Origin of the sequence: Kitasatospora sp. NPDC057940, assembly GCF_042887425.1 — a bacterium.
Taxonomy (GTDB): Bacteria; Actinomycetota; Actinomycetes; order Streptomycetales; family Streptomycetaceae; genus Kitasatospora.
In genome coordinates this window covers 556,337-575,935 of record NZ_JBHVPH010000001.1, presented here as the reverse complement: position 1 = coordinate 575,935, position 19,599 = coordinate 556,337, and the positions used below count along the sequence as shown (strand labels likewise).

Sequence of the window (19,599 nt, the reverse complement as noted above, 5' to 3'; positions counted from 1 at the left end):
TCATGCTCCTCATGCCTCGCTGCTCGTGCCGGTGTCCGCCAGTCCCTCGGCGGCCAGGATGTCCGCCAGGACCTTGTCCTCGATGAGTGCCGCCAGCTCGGAGACGGTCCGGGCCGTCATCACCTCCCGCGGCGACAGGGAGATCCCGAACGCCCTGCGGACGCTCGCCATCACGCCCAGGCTCCGGATGGAGTCCCCGCCCAGGCCGATGAAGTCGTCGTCCCGGCCGACCTGCGCCACCTCCAGGACGTCCGACCAGATGTCCGCCAGGGCCTGCTCGGTGGGCGTCAGCGGCTCCCGCGACTCCGGTGCCGCGGGCTCGGCGGGCCGTTCCGCGGGTCGGCCGAGCGCCGCCCGGTCGACCTTGCCGTTGGGGGTGAGGGGCAGCGCCGGGACGAAGGCGAAGCCCGCCGGGACCATGTGCTCGGGCAGCAGCCCGGCCAGGAAGCGGCGCAGCTCGGCCGCGTCCGGCGCGTCCGGGCCGCCGGTGGTCACCACGTGCCCGCCGAGCACCCCGTCGGCGACCGTGGCAGCGGCCGCGGCGACGCCCGGGTGGCGGGTCAACGCGCTCTCCACCTCGCCGAGTTCGATCCGGAAGCCCCGCACCTTCACCTGGTCGTCGACCCTGCCCAGGTACTCGATCACGCCGTCGGCACGGCGCCGGGCCAGGTCGCCGGTGCGGTAGAGCCGTCCCCCGGGCGCACCGAACGGGGCGGCGACGAACCGCTCGGCGGTCAGCGCCGGACGGCCCCGGTAGCCGCGGGCCAGGCCGTCGCCGCCGAGGTACAGCTCGCCGGTGACGCCGTCGGGCACCGGGCGCAGCGTGCCGTCGAGCAGGTGGACCCGGGTGTTGCGGATCGGCCGGCCGATCGGGACGGCGCCCGGGGCGAGCGGCTGCCCGGGCTCGGCCCGGTACACGATGCAGCCCACGGTCGCCTCGGTCGGCCCGTACTCGTTGATCACCGCGCTGCCGGGGTGCCGGGCCCGCCAGCCGGCGAGGCTCTCGCCGGGCAGCTGCTCGCCGCCGACCACCAGGTCGGCCGAGCCGGCCGCCACGTCGGGCAGGCGCTCCAGCAGCGGGAGGTGACTGGGCGTCGCCTTGACGAAGCCCACCGCGGTGCCGGCGGCGGCCAGTTCGGCGAGCGCGTCCGGCTCCAGCGGGGACACCACGACCGTGCCGCCCAGGGTCAGCGGGGTCCACAGCGCGGTGACGGTGAGGTCGAAGGCGATCGAGGAGTGCAGCAGGGCCGAGGTGCGCAGGCCCGGATACGCGTCGGCGGCGTGGGCCAGGTAGTGCGCCAGCGAGGCGTGCTCGACGACCACGCCCTTGGGGGTGCCGGTCGAACCGGAGGTGTAGAGCACGTACGCGGTGTCCGCCGGGGCGGGTCGTACGACCGCGGTGCGGTCGTACGGGCCGGCCAGGCCCGCCAGGTCCACCAGGTCGACCGGGCAGCCGGCCGGCACCTCGCCGGCCAGGGCCGCCGCGCCCTCGGCGTCCGCCAGCAGCCGCACCGGGCCGCACTCGGCGAGCAGGGCGCCGAGCCGCCGGGCCGGGTGCTGGAGGTCCAGCGGCACGTACCCGGCACCGGCCTTCCACACCGCGAGCAGGGTCACCACCAGCAGCGCGGAGGGCCGCATGGCGACGGCCACCACGTCCTCGGTGCCGACCCCGGCGGCGCGCAGCCGGGCGGCCAGCGCGTCGGAGCGCGCGGCCAGGTCCGCGTAGTCGAGGCGGCCGTCGGGGCCGGTCAGCGCGAGCGCCGCGGGAGTGCGCCGGGCCTGGGCGGCGATCCGCTCCGGCACGGTGGCGCGGTCCACGGCGACCGCGGTGTCGTCGCCGGTCAGGTGCCGCCGCAGCTCGTCCTCGGTCAGCCAGGGCAGGTCCACCAGCCGGGTCGGCGCGTCCCGCTCCGGCTCGGCCATGCCGCCCAGCAGCAGACCGAGCCGGTCGGCGAAGGTCCGCACCGTCCGCTCGTCGAACAGGGCGGGGTCGTAGGCGAACGAGAAGGTCAGCCGCTCGGTCGGGTAGACGCCCACCGCCACCGGGTAGTTGGTGGTCTCGGCGTCGGCGCTCACGTCGCGCAGGGCGAGGCCGCCGACGGTGAGCGCGGCGTCGTCCACCGGGTAGTTCTCGAAGACCAGCACGCTGTCGAAGAGCCTGGCCGGGGCGGCGATCCCGCTGCCGGCCTGGATCGCGGTGAGCGGCAGGTGCTCGTGCACGCGGGCCCGCACCTGTTCCTGCTGGAGCTCGCGCAGCCAGGGCCCGAGCTCGGCCCGCGGGTCCGCGAGGGCGCGGACCGGCAGGGTGCCGATGAACAGCCCGACCATGTCCGGCGCGCCGTCGAGGTCGTTGGGGCGGCCGGAGACGGTCGCGCCGAAGCACACGTCGCCCTGCCCGGACAGCCGGGACAGCAGCAGCGCCCAGGCGCCCTGGACCACCGTGTTCACGGTGACCTGCCGGTCCCGCGCGGCCCGGTAGACCCGGGCGGACAGCTCCGCCGGCAGTTCCACCCGCAGCCGCGCGGAGGACCTGACCCGGTGCTCGCCGGTCGGCCTGCGGTCGAAGGGCAGCGGGGTGGCGGCGGTCAGGCTCGCCAGCCGCTCGGTGAAGTACCGCTGCGCCTCGTCGGTGTCCCGGGCGAGCTGCCAGGCCACGTAGTCGCGGAACGGCGGCCGCTCGACGGCGGCGGACGGCCGGCCGGCGCGCAGCGCCGCGTACTCGGCGAACAGGTCGGAGAGCACCTGGTAGAGGCTCCAGCCGTCCAGCAGCGCGTGGTGGAAGGTCCACAGCAGGTGGAGCGAGCCGCCGTCCAGCCGGGCCGCGGTGAGCCGGGTGAGCGGGCCGTCGGCCAGGTCCACGCCGAGCGCGCGGTCGGCGTGGAAGAGCCGCTCCAGCGCCTCGGCCCGTCCGGCCTCGTCCAGTCCGCTCCAGTCCAGCACGGTCAGCGGGGTGGGGACGGTCCGCAGCACCCGCTGGACGAGCCCGCCGGCCCCGGTGTCGGCGACCGTGGTGCGCAGCACCGGGGTTCGGTCGACGATGCCGCGCCAGGCGCGTTCCAGCAGGTCGACGCGGTCCACGCCGTCCAGCACGAAGGCGAACTGGGCGAAGTAGGCGTCCTGACCGCCGGTCTCGGCGGCGGCCTCCAACGAGTGGAAGAGCATGCCGGCCTGCATCGCGGTGAGCGGGTAGAGGTCCGCCACCGCCCGGCCGTCACCGGCCAGCCGGTCCACCGCGGCCTGGTCCAGCCGCAGCAGCGGGAAGTCCGAGGGGGTCCGGCCGCCGGCTCCGGGTTCGCCCGCGTGCGCGGCCAGCGCGCGCAGCGCGTCGGCGGTGGCCTCGGCGAGACGCCGTACGGTGGCCTCCTCGTACACCTGGTCGGAGTACTGCCAGAGCAGCTCCAGGGCGCCGCCGTCGCCGAGGACGGCGATGACGTCGAGCAGGTGGGGACGGACCGACTCCGGGGACTGCCGCAGCCACATCCGCGGCCGGGTACCCGCCTCGAACGGGCCGCCCTCGGGCAGTTCCTCGAAGCGGCCGAGGTAGTTGAAGCTCACCTCGGGCGCGCGGTCGCGCTCGGCGCGGTGGGCGGCCGCGTCGCGCAGCGCGCCGTGGCCGAGGCCGCCGCCGGGGACGTCCCGCAGCCGCTGCTTGACGGACTTGAGCACGGCCGGCCAGCCGACGGCCGGGTCGGGCAGGTCGAGGGCGACGGGGTACACGGCGGTGAACCAGCCGACGGTGCGGGACAGGTCGGTGCCGTCCCGCTCGACCCGGCCGTGGCCCTCCAGGTCCACCAGCACCTTCGGCAGGCCGGTCCAGGCGGCCAGCGCGGTGCCGAGCGCGCTCAGCAGGACGTCGTCCGGGCCGCCCTGGTAGCGGGCCGGGAGCTCCCGGAGCACCGCGTCCGTCTCGGCGGCGGTCAGCCGGACGGTCAGCGTGCGGGTCGAGGCCGCGGTGTTGGCACCGGCCCGGTCGCGCGGCAGCCGGGGCGTCGCCGGGTCCGGCACGCCGTCCCAGTACGCCCGCTCGGGCTCGAACTCGCCCGCGGCGGTGCGGGTTTCGAGGTCGAGCGCCCAGGCCCGGAACGAGGTGGTCTTGGCGCCGAGCCGCACCTCCCGGCCGACCGCGGCCTGCCGGTAGGCGTCGGCGAGGTCCTCCAGCAGGATGCGCCAGGAGACGCCGTCGACCACCAGGTGGTGGGCCGCCAGCACCAGCACGTCCGGCCGCCCGGTGCCGCCGCGCAGCAGGGTGGCGCCGAAGAGCGGGCCCTCGGCGAGGTCGAACTCCTCGGCCCGCTCGGCCACGTCGTCGATCCGGCGGTCCTGCTCGTCGACCGGCAGGCCGGCCAGGTCGACGACGTGCAGCAGGGGGCCGCCCCGGCCGGGCGCGTGGTGGCCGACGGTCCCGGTGAAGCGCAGCCGCAGCGCGTCGTGCTGCGCGAACAGGGCGCGCAGCGCCCGCTCCAGGGCCGACTCGTCGACTCCGGGGGCCAGTTCGACCCGGACGGTCTGGTCGAAGTGCCCGGGCCGGGCCGGGTCGGTGCCGTGGAACCAGCGCTGGACCGGGGTGAGCGGCAGCTCGCCCTCGACCGGGCCCTGTTCGGCGGCGGGCGCCTCGTCCCGGGCCCAGACCGCCACGGCGGCGAGTGCGGCGACGGTCTGATGCCGCATCACGTCGCCGGAGCGCAGGGCGAGCCCCTCGGCGCGGGCCCGGGCGGCGACCCGCATGGTGAGGATGGAGTCCCCGCCCAGCTCGAAGAAGTTGTCCTCGACGCCGACCCGTTCCACGCCGAGCAGCCGGGCCCAGGTCCGCGCGAGCAGCCGCTCCTTCTCGTCGCGCGGCGCCAGGTAGGCCCGCCCGGCGTCGGCCTCGGGCACCGGCAGGGCGGCCCGGTCGAGCTTCCCGGCGGCGTTGCGCGGCAGCGCCGGCAGCGTGACGAAGGCGGACGGCACCATGTACGAGGGCAGGTGCTCCGCCAGTGCGGCGCGCACCCCGGCGGTGTCCGCGCCCCGCTCGGCGTCCCGGGGCACCAGGTAGCCGACCAGGCGCTTGGAGCCCGCGCCGTCCGGCAGGGCCAGGACGGCGGCGTCGGCCAGCTCCGGCAGCCGCAGCAGGGCGGCGACGATCTCGCCGGGCTCGATCCGGAAGCCGCGCACCTTGACCTGGTCGTCGGCCCGGCCGAGGAACTCCAGCACGCCCTCGGGCAGCATCCGGGCCAGGTCGCCGGTGCGGTAGAGCCGCTCGGCCGGGTCGAAGACCGCGGGGCCGAACCGCTCGGCGGTCAGCTCGGGCCGGCCCAGGTAGCCGATCGCCAGGCCGTCGCCGGCCAGGTACAGCTCGCCGGGCACGCCGTCCGCCACCGGCCGGCCGTCCTGGTCCAGCAGGTGGACCCGGGTGTTGGCCAGCGGGCGGCCGATCGGCACCGAGGCCCGCTCCAGGTCCCGCTCGGTGATCCGGTGGGTGGTGGCGAACACCATGGACTCCACCGGTCCGTAGCCGTTGACCAGGCGCAGCCCGGGGTGGCGGCGCAGCACCCGGCCGACGTGCTCGACCGAGACGGCCTCGCCGCCGGTCAGCACCTGGCGGAGCGTCCCGAAGATGCCCGGGTACTCCTCGGCCATCACGTTGAACAGGCTGGAGGACAGCCACAGGGTGGTGACGCCGTGCCGCTCGACGAGCTCGGCGATCGCCTCCGGCTCGGGCGTGGGGGCCGGCTGGAGGACGCAGCGGGCGCCGTGCAGCAGCGCGCCGAACAGCTCCAGGGAGAACGCGTCCCAGGAGATCGGCGCCGACTGCAGGACCACCTCGTCCGGCCCGAACCGGGCGTAGTCGGTGCCGACGAAGGTGCGCACGGTGGCGCGGTGGGCCGCCAGCACGCCCTTGGGCCGACCGGTGGAGCCGGAGGTGAACATCACCGTCGCCGGGTCCTCGGCGCTGCCCGGGACGGCCGGGTCGGAGTCGTCCTCGGCGTCGGTGGCCGGGTCGGTGAGCGACAGCAGGACCGGGTCGCCCGCGGCGGGCCAGGCCGCCCGGACGGTCGCCTCGGCGTCGGCCCCGACGAGCGCGACCGGCGCGGCCAGGTCCTCGATCATCAGCCGCAGCCGCTCGACCGGCAGGCCGGTGTCGAGCAGCGCGTAGGCGCCGCCGGCCTTGAGCACCGCCAGCAGCCCGACGACCATCCCGGGCGAGCGCCGGGCGCAGACCGGGACGAGCGTGCCGCGCCCGACCCCGGCGGCCGCCAGTCGGCGGGCCAGCCGGTTGGCCCGGGCGTTGAGCTCGCCGTAGCGGACTTCGGTCTCCTCGTGCACCAGGGCGACGGCGTCCGGGCGGAGCCGGGCGACGTGCTCGAACAGCTCGTGGACCCGGGCCTCGCGCGGGTAGGTGGTCCCGGTGTCGTGCCAGTCGGCCCGGGCCCGCCGGGCCCCGGCGTCCTGCGCGCCGACCAGGGCGAGCTCCCCGGCGGGCGTGCCGGCGTCGGCGACGGCCGACCGGAGCAGGCCGAGCAGGTGGTCCGCCAGCCGGGCGACCGTGGCGGCGGTGAACAGGTCGGTGCTGTACTCGATGCCCGCGCCGAGCGTGTCGCCGTGGTTCCAGAACTCGAAGAGCAGGTCGAACCGCGAGGAGGAGCGCGGGAGTTCGGCCTCGGCCAGGTCGAGCCCGGCGGCCGCCGCCCCAGGGCGCAGCAGCGGTTCCTGGTAGGTGACGGCGGTCTGCACCAGCGGCATCCGGCCCGGTTCGCGGACCGGCCGCAGCGCCTCGACCAGCCGGTCGAACGGCACCTCGCCGTGCTCGACCGCGACCAGGGTGGACTCCCGTACGGCGTCGACGAGTTCGCCGAACGGCCGGGCGGGGTCGAGCGCGGTGCGCAGCGGCACCAGGTTGGCGAAGAAGCCCTGGGTGTCGTCGTCCACGCCGTCGCGGCGGCCGGCGGTGGCGATGCCGAGGGCGAAGTCGCGCTGGCCGCTGTGCCGGGCCAGCAGGACGTGCACGGCGGCGGTCAGCGTCATGAAGACGGTGGCCCGGCGGGCCCGGGACAGGGCGCGCAGCCCGGCGGCCAGCTCGGCCGGGACGCGGAACCGGTGCAGGGCGCCGGCGCCGGTGCGGGCCGCCGAGCGCGGCCGGTCGGCGGGCAGGTCGAGCGGCGGCAGGTCGGCGAGCCGCTCGCGCCAGTACGCGATGTCGGCGTCCCAGGCGCCGGCCCGGGCCCGGTCGCGCTGGTCGGCGGCGTGGCGGGCGAACTGGTCGGGCGCCGGCGCCACCGGGCCGAGCGGCCCGCGCACGGCCCGGCCGTACAACTCGAAGAGCTCCCGGAGCAGGGCGCGGGTGGACCAGCCGTCGGTGACGATGTGGTGCTGGTCCAGCACCAGCACGTGCCGCCGCCCGGGCAGATGGATCAGCAGGGCGCGCAGCAGCGGCCCGGCCACCAGGTCGAACGGACGGGCCGTCGCCTCGGCGAGCAGTCGCTCCTGCTCGTCCGCCGCCTTCCCGGCCGACAGCACGGTGAGGTCGACCACGTCGAGCGCGGGCTCGCCGGGCTCGTGCACCACCTGGACGCCGCCGTGCTCGCCGGCCCGGAAGGTGGTGCGGAGCACCTCGTGCCGGGCGAGCACCGCGCCCAGGGCGGCGCGCAGCGCCTCGTCGTCCAGTTCGCCGGTCAGCTCGATGCCGACCGCGGCGCCGTACCCGGCCAGGGCCGGGGCGGCGTCGTGGAGGAACCACAGGCTCTCCTGGGCGAAGGACATCGGCACGGTGCCGCCGTGGCCACCCGGCGCGCCGTCGCGCGCGACGGCCCCGGCCGGGGCGGGGGTGTGCCCGGCCGGTCCGACCAGGGCGGCGACCGCGCCCGCGGTCGGCGCGGCGAACAGCTCGCGCAGGCTCGGCGCGGTGCCGAACTCCGCCTTCAGCCGGGCCAGGACGCGGGCGCCCAGCAGCGAGTCGCCGCCGAGGTCGAAGAAGTCGTCGGTGGTCCCGACCCCGGTGGTGCCGAGGGCCTCCTCCCAGATCCGGACCACGGCCTCCTCGACCGGGCCGTCCGCCGGCACGTGGGCGACCCCGCGGCCGGTCCAGTCCGGCGCGGGCAGCTCGGCGCGGTCCACCTTTCCGGAGGGGTTGAGCGGGAAGTGCCCGACCGGGACCACCGCGGAGGGCAGCAGGTGCTCGGGCAGGGTGCGGCGCAGGTGGGCGGCGAGCTCGGCCCGGGTGGGCGCGGCCAGGCCCGCCTCCGCGCGCACGTGGACGACCAGTCGGCGGTGGCCGCGCTCGTCCTCGGGTGCCCCGGCGGCGGCCTCGGCGACGGCCGGGTGGGTCAGCACGGCGGCCTCGACCTCGCCCAGCTCGACCCGGAAGCCCCGGATCTTGACCTGGTCGTCGGTCCGGCCGCGGTAGCGCAGCACGCCGTCCGCGGTCCACTCGGCGAGGTCGCCGGTGCGGTAGAGGCGGCCGCCGGCCGGTCCGTACGGGTCGGCGACGAAGCGCTCGGCGGTCAGACCGGGGCGGCCCAGGTAGCCGAGCGCCAGCCCGTCCCCGGCCACGTACAGCTCGCCGACGGCGCCGGGGGCGACCGGCCGCAGCCGGTCGTCGAGGACGTGCACCCGGGTGCCGGTCACCGGGCGTCCGATGTCGGGGGCGGTGCCGTCCCCGGGGATCGGGTCGCTCATGGTGGCGCAGACGGTGGACTCGGTCGGCCCGTAGCCGTTGACCATCAGCCGGCCGGGCGCCCAGCGGGCCGCGACCGCGGCGGAGCAGGCCTCGCCGGCCGTGACGACGGTGACACCGGCCGGGACCGCCCCGTCCGGCAGGGTGGCGAGCACCGCCGGCGGCAGGGTGACGTGGGTGATCCGCAGTTCGGCCAGCAGGTCGGCGAAGCCCGGACCGGGCACCAGCCGCGCGGCGTCGGCCAGGACCAGCGTGCCGCCGGTGAGCAGCGCCATGGAGAGTTCGAACACCGAGGCGTCGAAACTGGGGCTGGCGAACTGCAGCACCCGGGAACCGGGGCCGGCCGCCAGCCGGGCGACGTGCTGGGCGGTGAGGGCGGCGAGGCCGTGGTGGGGCACGGCCACGCCCTTGGGGCGCCCGGTGGATCCGGAGGTGTAGATGACGTACGCGGCGTCCAGCGGGTGTCCCGGCCCGACCTTCCCGGCCGCGGCCGGGTCGGTGTCCGGGCAGCCCGCCAGCGCCTCGGCGACGGCCGGGTCGGCGAGGTCCAGCACGGCCGACGCGCCGGCGGCGGCCCGGACCGAGCCGGCGCCGTTGGTGAGCAGCAGCCGCGGCGAGGCGTCGGCGAGGACGTAGGCGACCCGCTCGGCCGGGTAGGCCGGATCGACCGGCAGGTAGGCGGCGCCGGCCTTGGTGGTGGCGACGGCCGCCAGCACGAGGTCCGCGCCGCGGGCCATGCCGAGCGCCACGATGCTGCCGGGGCCGACGCCCCGGTCGATCAGCAGGTGCGCCAGCCGGTTGGTCCGGCTGTCCAGCTCGGCGTACGAGAGGGTGCCGGCCCCGGACACCAGGGCGGGCGCCCCCGGGGCCCGCTCGACCTGCCGGCGCAGCAGCTCGGGCAGGGTTGCGGCGGCGGGCGCCGGCGGTCCCGCGTGCCACCCCGCCGCCTCCGCCGACGCCGGGTCGGTGCCAGTGATGAGCCGTGCGTCCGGGGAAGCCGCCTCGTGCGACATGGTCGTCTCTCCTGCCCTTCGGTCTGCTCTGCCCGTTCAGCCGCCCGGCCGTCCGGTCCGACGACGGCTTCGGACTCCCGCGGGTCGCGGGAGTCCGGAACACGCTGGTTACTGCCGTGTGCCGCCGCTCACCACCGGGCCGCCAGGCGCCCGCCGACCTGCATGCGGTCGATCCGCCCGGTGTCCGGGTCCCGGTGGAAGCGGCCGGTGTAGCCGGTCCGCTCGGTGGTCAGCTCGACGACCGAGAACGCCAGGTCCGACCGGACGGCGAGCCGGGCGAACGGTCGGCCTCCCTGGTCGAGCCGCAGGCCGTCCGGGTCGCGGACCAGGCGGTACTCGGTGGCGCCGTTGCGGTAGGTCCCCGCGCAGTCGGCGAGGAGGTGGTCGGGGGCCGGCGGCGCGTCGCCGCGCAGCCGGGTGAAGGGGTGGCTGCCGACCTCGACCCCGGCCTCGCGCAGTTCGGCCAGCAGGTCGTCCCAGAGCGCGAGTCCGGTGCCCGCGTTGGTGGTCAGCGCGACGACCGTGCCCTCCTGCGGGTCGACCCGCAGGTGGCAGGAGGTACCGTCGCCGGTGCCGTCGTGACCGACCCAGGTCCGGCCGTCCGGGGCCAGGTAGTGCGCGAGGCCGAGGCCCCAGGCGTCGGCCAGGCCGAACGCGTCGGTGTTCGGCTCGATCCGGCGCATCGCCTCGGTGACCCGGGGCGGCGGCAGCAGCGGCCCTCGCGGGCGCACCGGTTCGTCCGCGAGCAGGGTGCCGAACCGCAGCAGGTCCGCGGCGGCGAGCGCGAGCGCTCCGGCCGGCGCCTCCACCGGCGGCAGCAGCTGGGCCACCGGGCGGGCGGTGCCGTACGCCGGCTGCGCGGCGTGCCCGGGGACGTGCCCGGCGGCGGCGCCCGGGCCGGTGACGAAGGCCGCGCGGATGCCGAGCGGACGCAGCAGGACCGAGGTGACGGCCTCCTCCCACGGCATGCCGAGGGCCAGTTCGGCGACCCTCCCGGCCGCCACCAGCCCGACGTTGGAGTAGGAGAAGGCCGTGCCCGGCGGGCAGACCACGGCCGCCGCGGCCTCCCTGAGGTACTGGTCGCGGTCGGCCGGCGGCTGCTCGGCGGGGTGGCTCCCGGGCAGTCCGCCGGTGTGGGTGAGCAGGTGCCGCAGCGTCAGTTCGCTCCCGAGCGCCCCGGGCAGCGCCGCGAACTCGCGGAACTGCCCGCCGAGCGGGGCGTCCGGGTCCGCCTCGCCCTCGTCCGCCAGGGTCGTCAGCAGCGCGGCGGTGAACGGCTTGGTGAGCGAGCCGACCGGGAACCGGGACTCCGCGGTGACCGGCCGGCCGCTGTCGTAGCGCTCCTCCCCGGCCGCCACGACCGAGGTCACGCCCCGGTGCAGGAGGGCGAGTTGGGCTCCGGGGACGGTGTGCCGGCGGATCAGTCGGTGCAGCAGCCGGCCGAGCCCGCCGGCACTGGCCGGGTCGACGCTCCTGGTGGGGGGTGCCGAGGTGGTCGTCATGGTGTCGGGGTCACTCCAGCTCGAAGACGACGGAGGCGGCGGGCGACTCGATCCGCTGCTCGCCGGCCAGCTTCCAGCCGGTCTCCTCGAACACCCCGTACCACTCGTCCACGGTGGGCACGTACACGCCCATCAGGTCGTGGGCGGACTCGAAGCCGAGGTTGAACAGCGGGATCTCGCGGTCCGGGTAGCCGACCGTGCGGGTGGTGTCGCCCAGCAGGAAGCGGCGCACGTTGGGGAACCGCTCGCGCAGGGTGCGCATCGACTTGACGGCGTTCTCGCGGGGCCAGAAGTCGTGGCCCATCATGAAGCAGGTGAGCAGCTCGACCTCCGCGAAGACGGAGTGCGGGGCCAGGTCGCGGGCGTCCGCCTGGAGGGCGGTGATGCGGTCGGACAGGCCGGCCCTGGCCACCTCACGGGTGGTCATCTCGACGGCCGGGAGGCCGATGTCGAGGCCGAGGCCGCGGGTGCCCGGGTAGCGGTTGGCGAGCTGGATGAGCCGCTCGCCGCTGCCGCAGCCGAGGTCGGCGGCGACCTTGAAGTCGAACGGCAGCCGGTCCATCGCGGCCCAGAACGCCGGGTCGAACGAGAACGAGGACAGCTCGCGGCAGGCGTAGCCGATGGCCGCGCCGTCGCGGTGGTGGAAGGAGCCGACCCGGTTCTCTTTTCGGAGCACCGAGGGCATTTCGGTGTAAAGGCCGGAGCAGCCCCGGCTGAGCCAGTGGAAGTACGACCGGTAGGTGTTCACCTCGTCGAAGAGCGGGCCGGGGCTGATCGTGCCGCCGTCGCGGGTGACGACCCCGACCGAGGCGAGCGCCTGGAACATCCCGCGGGACGCGACCGGGTCCAGCCCGAGCTTTTCCGCCAGTTCCTCCGCATCCAGAGAGGCGGCGCCGTTCAGCTCGTCGAGCGCGCCCACCTCCCAGGCTGCGGCAATTGCCCAGGATGCCACCGCCGAGTTGTAGATGTCGGCCGATGTCAGTTTTGCCCCGGGTATCGCCACTTCAGTGATCGACATGGATGCCTCCTGTTCGGTTTCCGGCTGGTGACATCAGTTTCGACCGGAACCAACGGCAGGCTCCAGCTCCTTAAGCAGGGCACGATAACCGCAGGTCAGCGCGATTTAGCGACCCTTCACGGGCATTCGGAGAAGCGAAGTCGAAGGGTCCGTTTTCCGATTTAAGGCCTGGCTTAACGAGCTTGTCAGCACGTCGAACCGCTTCCCAGCATGAGCGGTGCCAGTGCCACTGCCAGCTCCACACCAGTTCAGGGAGAGACGAATGGGCAACCCGTTCGAGAATGCCGACGGCACCTTCCGGGTTTTGGTCAACCAGGCGAACCAGCACAGCCTCTGGCCGGACTTCCTCGACGTTCCAGACGGTTGGTCGTCGACGTACGGACCGGACTCCAGGGAGGACTGCCTGCATTACATCGAGAACAACTGGAACGACCTCCGTCCACGCCCCATCGCGTCCTGACCGGAAATCCCCAGGGCGCACCGACGCGAAAGAAAGGAAAGCGGTGTCCACGCTGCGGTTGCACGATGAAGAGCGCGACGAGATCGCGGTTCTCGCCGATGAATTCCTGGAGTCCCTGAACGGCGACCAGGACCCCTCGCGGATGTCCGCGGCCGCCACCGGCGCCGCCCAGCGGCTGCCGGAGCGGCTGCGGACCTTCCTCGCCGCGACCCGCACCGGCGGGGAGGCCATCACCGTGGTCTCCAACCTTCCGGTCCGGGCCGATCTGGAGCCCACCCCGCTCGGCTGGGAGCCGGCCGCCAAGCTCGGCGCGGGCTGGCACGAGGAGGGCGTGCTGGCCCTGGTCGGCGCCGGACTCGCCGAGCCGTTCGGCTGGACCAGCCAGCAGGCCGGCCGGCTGGTCCACGACGTCTGCCCCACCCCCGAGGACGACAACTCGCTGACCAGCGCCAGCAGCACCAGGGAGCTCAACTTCCACACCGAGGACGTCTTCCACCCCTGCCGCAGCGACTACGTGGCCCTGCTGTGCCTGCGCAACCCCACCCGGGTGGGCACCACCTACGTCCGCGCCGAGGCGCTCGACCTGCCTCAGGACGTCCGCGAGGTGCTGTTCCAGGAGCGCTTCCTGTTCCTCCCGGACGACTCCCACAACCTCGGCTCGCTGCCCGACAGCGCCGGCGACGGCTCGCAGCCCGGCGCCGTGCTGTTCGGCCCCCCGGACGCCCCCTACCTGCGCTTCGACATCGACTTCATGCGCCCGCTGCCCGGCGACGCCGCGGCCGCCGAAGCCGTGGAGACCGTCCAGGCCGTCCTCGGCGAGCACGTGGAGCGGATCTCGCTCGCCCCCGGCGACCTGGTCTTCGTCGACAACTTCCGGGTGGTGCACGGCCGGGAGTCCTTCCGCTGCCGCTTCGACGGCACCGACCGCTGGCTCAAGCGGGTCAATCTCACCCGCGACGCCCGGCGAATCAGCGCCGTCACCGGAAAGCGGACCGTGCTGATCTGAGGCCGGAGCCGACGGCCCGCGACAACCGCTTCCGAACGCCCCTTCCCCGCCCGCCCGGCACGGCCTTCACCGGCCCGTACCGGGCGGGCGCTCTTTCCCCGGGGAATTCGTATAGTGAACCCCCGGTCCACCCCTGTCCGTTCATCCGCACCGCCCCGGCCGAAAGAACGAGAGCACGTCCTCGGCCAAAGGAACGAGACGCCTCGCCGATCTCTCCCGAAAGGCGGATGTTGCGGCCCCTGCCCCGCCGGGAGCATGACGGGTATGAAAATGTCGACCGCCAAGCTGGCCTGGGTGGCCCCGATCTCCGCACTGGCCATCGCGCTCACGGGCTGCGGTGTGAGCGACGACCTGGACGCCCAACCCCGCAACGATTCCAAGGACTTCGGCTTCCAGGGCACGCACCTCACCGTGGACACCGACAAGGATGTGACCCTGGTGCCCGCCGACGGCACCACCCTGAGGGCCGACCGCAGGCTCGCCGGCCAGGCCGCGAAGGACGGCAACGCCGCCTGGACGCTGGAGGGCGAGACCCTCAAGCTGTCCGGCAAGTGCAGCGGCATCGTCCTCAACTGCAAGGCCCAGTACACCGTGCACGTCCCCAAGGGCGTGGCCGTGACCGTCCAGGGCAGCGGATCGGCGGGCGTCACCGCCAAGGGCGTCGACGGCAAGCTCGACGTGAAGACCGAGCAGGGCTCGGTGGACCTCGACGGCCTCGTCGCGCCGCTCACCGTCCGCACCGACAAGGGCAAGGTCGACGCGAGCGGCCTCTCCTCCGCCGACGTGGACGTCGCCAACGAGAACGGCAGCGTGAAGCTGACCTTCGTCAAGGCGCCCGACAAGGTCAAGGCCGCGTCCGACACCGGCAGCATCACCGTGCGGGTCCCGGAGGACGGCACCCGCTACCACGTCGAGGCCAAGGCCGGCTCGTCCAACCCCCACGTGGAGGTCGACGAGGACCCGAACTCCGCCCACGCCATCACCGTCGCCTCCAAGGTCGGCGTCGTCCGCGTCAACACGAAAGACTGAGCGATGGAACTCCAGATCACCGATCTGACCAAGGAGTACCGCGGCGGCAAGCGCGCGGTGGACTCCTTCTCGTTGACCCTGCGCCCCGGCGTGCTCGGCCTGCTCGGCTCCAACGGCGCCGGCAAGTCCAGCCTGATGCGGATCCTGGCCACCGTCACCAAGCCGACCTCCGGCCAGGTGTTCTGGAACGGCACCGACATCGCCGAGAACCCCGGCCCGCTGCGCCGCACCATCGGCTACCTGCCGCAGGACTTCGGCGTCTACCCGCAGCTGACCGCCCGCGAGTTCCTCTCCTACCTGGCCTCGGCCAAGGGGCTGCAAGGCCGTTCCGCGAACGCCCGGATCACCGAGCTGCTCGACCTGGTCAACCTCTCCGGAGCCGCCAAGCAGCGGCTCGGCTCGATGTCCGGCGGCATGCGCCAGCGGGTCGGCATCGCCCAGGCGCTGCTCAACGACCCCCAGCTGCTGATCGTCGACGAGCCGACCGTCGGCCTCGACCCGGAGGAGCGGATGCGGTTCAGCAACCTGCTCACCGGCCTCGGCTCCGAGCGGATCGTGATCCTCTCCACCCACATCGTCTCCGACGTGGCGGCCACCGCCGACCGGATCGCCATCATGGGCAAGGGCCGGCTGATCCACCACGGCACCCCGGAGGAGCTCCTGCGGCTCGCCGAGGGCTCGGTCTGGGAGCTCACCGTGGCCTCCGACCAGATCCCGGCCCTGCGCTCGCGGTTCGTCCTCGGCGGCACCACCCGCACCCCGCAGGGCGTCCGCGCCCGGGTGATCTCCCCGCACGCGCCCGCCCAGCACGCCGAGCCGGTCCCGCCGGGGCTCGACGACGCCTACCTGCTGCTGACCTCCGCCCCGGCTCCCGCCGTCCCGCAGACGGTGGTGCGCTGATGGCGGGCACCGTCACCGCGCTCGCCCTCGCCGACTTCCGGGAGCGCCGACGCCGCCCCGCCTACCTGGTGGTCCTGCTCGGCACGCTCGCCCTGGGCCTGCTGGCCGCCCCGGTCGGCTCCTCGACCTGGCAGGTCTTCCAGATCAGCGGCTACCGGGGTCTGTACACCAGCGGCTACGTCGGCACCGTCACCGCGCTCGGCGGCGCCGTCTGGTTGGCGCTGGCCGGCTTCAACATCACCCGCGGCACCGTCCCCAAGGACGAGCGCAACGGCGTCGGCCAGATCCTCGCGGCCACGCCGATGACCCGGCCCTCGTACCTGTTCGGCAAGTTCTGCAGCAACCTGCTGGTGCTCGGCTCGATGCTGTCCGCCCTCGCGGTGACCGCGTTCGGCGTGCAGCTGGTCAAGGGCGAGTCGTACCACGTCGACGTCGTGCGCCTGCTGCTGCCCTTCGTCCTGATCACCCTCCCGCTGCTGGCCCTCGTCGCGGCCTGCGCGGTGCTCTTCGACACCCTGCCGGGCCTGCGCGGCGGCGTCGGCGCGCTGATCTGGTTCGTGGTCTGGCTGGTCGGCATCATGGCCTCCCAGGCCTCCGGCGCGTACGACCTGCTGAGCATGGAACGGATCAGCGAGTCGATGCGCCGGGCGATCTCGGCGGCCGGGCACCCGGCCGAGGCGGTGCGCTTCGGCGTCGGCCTCACCTCCGACGACAAGACCCCGGTCACCTTCGACTGGCAGGGCCTCGGTCTCGGCGACCTGGGCGGCGGCCTGCTGGCCAACGCCGCGCTGCTGGCGGCCGGTTCGCTGGTGGCCGCGCTGCTGGCGGTGCTCTGGTTCCGCCGCTTCGACCCGTCCGCCGCCATCGGCGCGGTCGGCGCGCTGCTCCCGGGAGCCAAGGGCGCGGCCGACCGGACCGGTGCCGAGCACGCCGACCACGCCCACCACGCCGAGGAGCCCGCCACCGGCGCGGGCACCTCCTTCGGCCTCGACCCGTCCCTGTTGACGCCGCCCCGGATGGGCTCGTCCTTCCTGCCCACCCTGGTCGGCGAGGTGCGCGTCCTGCTCCAGGGCATGCGCTGGTGGTGGCTGGGCACGCTGGCCCTGGCCGTGCTCGCCGCGTTCGTCCCGAGCGGGAACGTCCTCCACCCGGTGCTGCCGCTCACCGTGCTCTGGCCGGTGCTCATCTGGTCCCGGATGGGCAACCACGCCGGCGCCGGGAGCATCGACGACCTGCTCGCCGCCTGCCCGGCCGCGGGCCGCCGGCTGTTGGCAGGGCTGCTCGCCGGGATCGCCGTGGCGCTGGCCGTCACCGCGGTGCCGATCGTCCGGCTGATCGCCTCCGGCGACACCGGCGCGGCGGTCGCCGCCCTGGTCGGCGCCCTGGTGGTGCCCGCCCTGGCGATGCTCTGCGGGATCGTCAGCCGCGGTCCCCGGCTGTTCCAGGCGCTCTACCCGCTGCTCTGGTACGCGATGTTCAACCGCATCCCCGAGGTCGACTTCCTCGGTGTGGCGGAGGGCAAGGGCCCGGGCACGGCCGCGGTGGCCGCCGCCGCGGTGCTCCTGGCCGCGCTGGCCCTCGGCGTGGACTCCGTACGGCGCGCCAACCGCTGAACCACCGCCCTCCGGGGCAGGCCCGGCCGGGATCGGCGCCAGGCCCGAGCGGCGCCCGGCACCCCGTCCGGGCGCCGCTCCGACCGTCCCCGTCCGGCCGACGGCACCGACCGCCCGACCTGCCCGCTCCCCCGCGGCCGCCCGGCCGCCCGTTCCCCGATCGACCCCGCTCGACCCCGATCGACCGTCCGACTCCACCGACCCGAAAGGCCGGCCCGTGCGGCTCCCCAGCCTCCGAGACCTCCTCGCCCAACCGGCCCCGGACCAGGCGTCCCCGGCGACACCGGCGACACCGGTGTCCACCCTGCCGCGCGCCGCCCGGGCCGCCCTGGCGGTCGGGTTCGGCGTGCTGTGGCTGCTGGACCTGGCCATGAGTCTGGACACCGCCGGACCGCTGCTGCCGCTCGCCGGGCTGGTCCCGGCCGCCCTGGTGCTGTTCGGCCCGCGCGGCCGGCCCGGGCTGCGCGCCGGGGCGGCCGCGCTCTGGTCGCTGGCCTGGTCCGCCGTGGGCTTCGTCCGCGGCGGCGGGCAGGACTCCCCCGGGCTGATGGAACTGCTCGCGCTCAGCCTCCTGCTGATCACCACCGCCCGGCACATCCGCGCCCGCGCCGCCGTCCTCGGCACCTGCACCGCCCTGGTGGCCGCCCTGCTGGGGCTGGCCGCACGGGTCTCCCGCAGCACCTCCGGGACGGTGCTGACCGTCGCGCTGCTGGCCGTCGTCGCCGGCGTCGCGATCGCCCTCGGCTGCTACCTGCGCGCGGCCGACACCCGCCGGCTCCGGGCCGTGGAACAGGTCCGCCGCGACGAACTGATCGACCTCGCCAACGACCTCAACGACTTCGTCGCCCACCACGTCACCGGCATCATCGTGCTGGCCCAGGCCGGCCGGGCGATCTGGCAGACCGCGCCGCAGGAAGTCGTCCCGATCTTCGACGACATCGAGCAGGCCGGCAGCGAATCCCTGGAGTCGATGCGGCAGTTGGTCGCCATGCTGCGCGAGGGCACCGACCTGGCCGCCGCCTCGCCGCTCTCGGGGCAGGGCATCGCGCACATACCCGTCATGGTGGAGTCCTTCCGCCAGGGCGGCGCCTCGGTGGACCTGCAACTGGACGAGGCCGCGCTCACCGCCCGGCTCGCCCCCGAGATCGTCACCACCGCGCACCGGGTGATCACCGAGGGCCTGAGCAACGTGCGCCGGAACGCCCCGGACGCCACCGGGATCACCGTGCGGATAGGCCTCGGCCCGTCCACCCTGGAGGCCACCGTGCGCAACGGACCGCCACGCGGGGGAACGGTCCGCAAGGGTCTGCGTGTCCCCCACCTCGGACAGCAGGACCTCGGCCTCCTCGGGCTCCAGGAGCGCGTCCGGGCGGTCGGAGGAACGCTCACCGAGCGCCCGGACGATGCGGGAGGATGGGAACTGACGGCCCTGCTCCCCGTGAGGAACACGGACCCCAGCGCTCGGAGGATGCCGGCATGACCATCAAGGTGCTCATCGCGGACGACCAGGACATGGTCCGCACCGGCTTCCGGCTGATCCTCGACAGCCAGCCCGACATCGAGGTGCTCGGCGAGGCCGCCGACGGCGCCACCTGCGTCGAACTCGCCCGCCGGCTGAGGCCCGACGTCTGTCTGGTCGACATCAGCATGCCCCGGCTGAACGGCCTTCAGGTCACCCGGCTGCTGGCCGGCCCCGGGGTGAGCGACCCGCTGCGGGTGGTCGTGGTCACCACCTTCGACCTGGACGAGTACGTCTACGGCGCGCTGCGCGGCGGCGCCCAGGGCTTCCTGCTCAAGGACAGCGGATCGACCCTGCTGATCGAGGCGGTCCGCGCGGTCGCCGCCGGCGACGCGATGGTCTCCCCCGCCGTCACCGTGCGGCTGCTCAAGCGGCTCTCCGCCGCCGGGCCCGGGGCGGCCCAGGCCGCCGCGACGACGCTCTCCCCGACCGTCCTGACCGACCGGGAACTGGACGTGGCACGGCTGGTCGCCCGCGGCCGCACCAACCAGGAGATCGGCGAGGCGCTGGCCATCTCCCTCTCCACCGTCAAGTCCCATCTGGCCAGCGTCCAGACGAAGTTGAAGGTGCGCAACCGGGTCGAGATCGCCGCCTGGGCCTGGGAGGGCGGCACCATGCAGCGGAGTGAGGGATAGGGCCGACACCCAGGGGGAACACCCCCTGTTCGCCGCACCTCCACCGATCCCACCCTTCCTGTCACCGAGTGCGACCCCCTGGCCCGATACCGCGGATCTCCCGAACGGGGGATACCCCGGCGCGCCGGCGAACGGCGATGATAGCCCCCAGTCGAATGAGGGGGAACTTCGGCCGAACGTCCGCATGGCCAAGTTCTCTTCGGGGGAAGGGGAACACATTCGTGAGCCGCATCGTCTTTTCCATGGAGGAT

At 74.9% G+C, this 19,599-nt stretch carries 10 protein-coding genes; 7 read left to right on the top strand and 3 right to left on the bottom strand.

The window, feature by feature from the left end; genetic code table 11:
- Window positions 1-9: 9 nt before the first annotated feature.
- From ACFVTF_RS02550 to ACFVTF_RS02540, 3 genes are all read right to left on the bottom strand, one after another.
- On the bottom strand, window positions 10-9,666 hold the full coding sequence (locus tag ACFVTF_RS02550; protein ID WP_387808011.1) for an amino acid adenylation domain-containing protein: 9,657 nt from the start codon (window positions 9,664-9,666) through the stop codon (window positions 10-12).
- 128 nt (window positions 9,667-9,794) lie between these two features.
- Entirely contained in the window at window positions 9,795-11,168 is a 1,374-nt protein-coding gene (locus ACFVTF_RS02545; protein ID WP_387808008.1) for a serine hydrolase domain-containing protein, read from the bottom strand.
- A gap of 10 nt (window positions 11,169-11,178) precedes the next feature.
- A complete protein-coding gene (locus ACFVTF_RS02540; RefSeq protein WP_371518126.1) occupies window positions 11,179-12,186 on the bottom strand; it encodes a cyclopropane-fatty-acyl-phospholipid synthase family protein in 1,008 nt (335 codons plus the stop codon).
- Window positions 12,187-12,448: 262 nt separating this feature from the next.
- Here ACFVTF_RS02540 and ACFVTF_RS02535 point away from each other — a divergent pair, with 262 nt between their 5' ends.
- The 7 genes from ACFVTF_RS02535 to ACFVTF_RS02505 all read left to right on the top strand — a co-directional run bounded on the left by ACFVTF_RS02535 (window position 12,449) and on the right by ACFVTF_RS02505 (window position 19,348).
- Entirely contained in the window at window positions 12,449-12,646 is a 198-nt protein-coding gene (locus ACFVTF_RS02535; RefSeq protein WP_387808005.1) for an MbtH family protein, read from the top strand.
- Window positions 12,647-12,689: 43 nt separating this feature from the next.
- On the top strand, window positions 12,690-13,652 hold the full coding sequence (locus tag ACFVTF_RS02530) for a TauD/TfdA family dioxygenase (protein ID WP_387808002.1): 963 nt from the start codon (window positions 12,690-12,692) through the stop codon (window positions 13,650-13,652).
- Between the two features lie 264 nt (window positions 13,653-13,916).
- Window positions 13,917-14,681, top strand: coding sequence for a DUF4097 family beta strand repeat-containing protein (locus ACFVTF_RS02525; protein WP_371518122.1), 765 nt, complete (start codon window positions 13,917-13,919; stop codon window positions 14,679-14,681).
- 3 nt (window positions 14,682-14,684) lie between these two features.
- A complete protein-coding gene (locus tag ACFVTF_RS02520) occupies window positions 14,685-15,581 on the top strand; it encodes an ABC transporter ATP-binding protein (RefSeq protein ID WP_371518120.1) in 897 nt (298 codons plus the stop codon).
- The gene (locus ACFVTF_RS02515; protein WP_387807998.1) at window positions 15,581-17,194 is read left to right on the top strand and encodes a hypothetical protein; all 1,614 of its coding nucleotides are present in this window, start codon (window positions 15,581-15,583) and stop codon (window positions 17,192-17,194) included. Before ACFVTF_RS02520 ends, ACFVTF_RS02515 begins: the two co-directional genes overlap by 1 nt.
- Before the next feature lie 295 nt (window positions 17,195-17,489).
- The gene (locus ACFVTF_RS02510; RefSeq protein WP_387807995.1) at window positions 17,490-18,674 is read left to right on the top strand and encodes a sensor histidine kinase; all 1,185 of its coding nucleotides are present in this window, start codon (window positions 17,490-17,492) and stop codon (window positions 18,672-18,674) included.
- Complete coding sequence (locus ACFVTF_RS02505; protein WP_387807993.1) at window positions 18,671-19,348, top strand: response regulator; 678 nt, start codon at window positions 18,671-18,673, stop codon at window positions 19,346-19,348. Before ACFVTF_RS02510 ends, ACFVTF_RS02505 begins: the two co-directional genes overlap by 4 nt.
- Window positions 19,349-19,599: the final 251 nt, after the last annotated feature.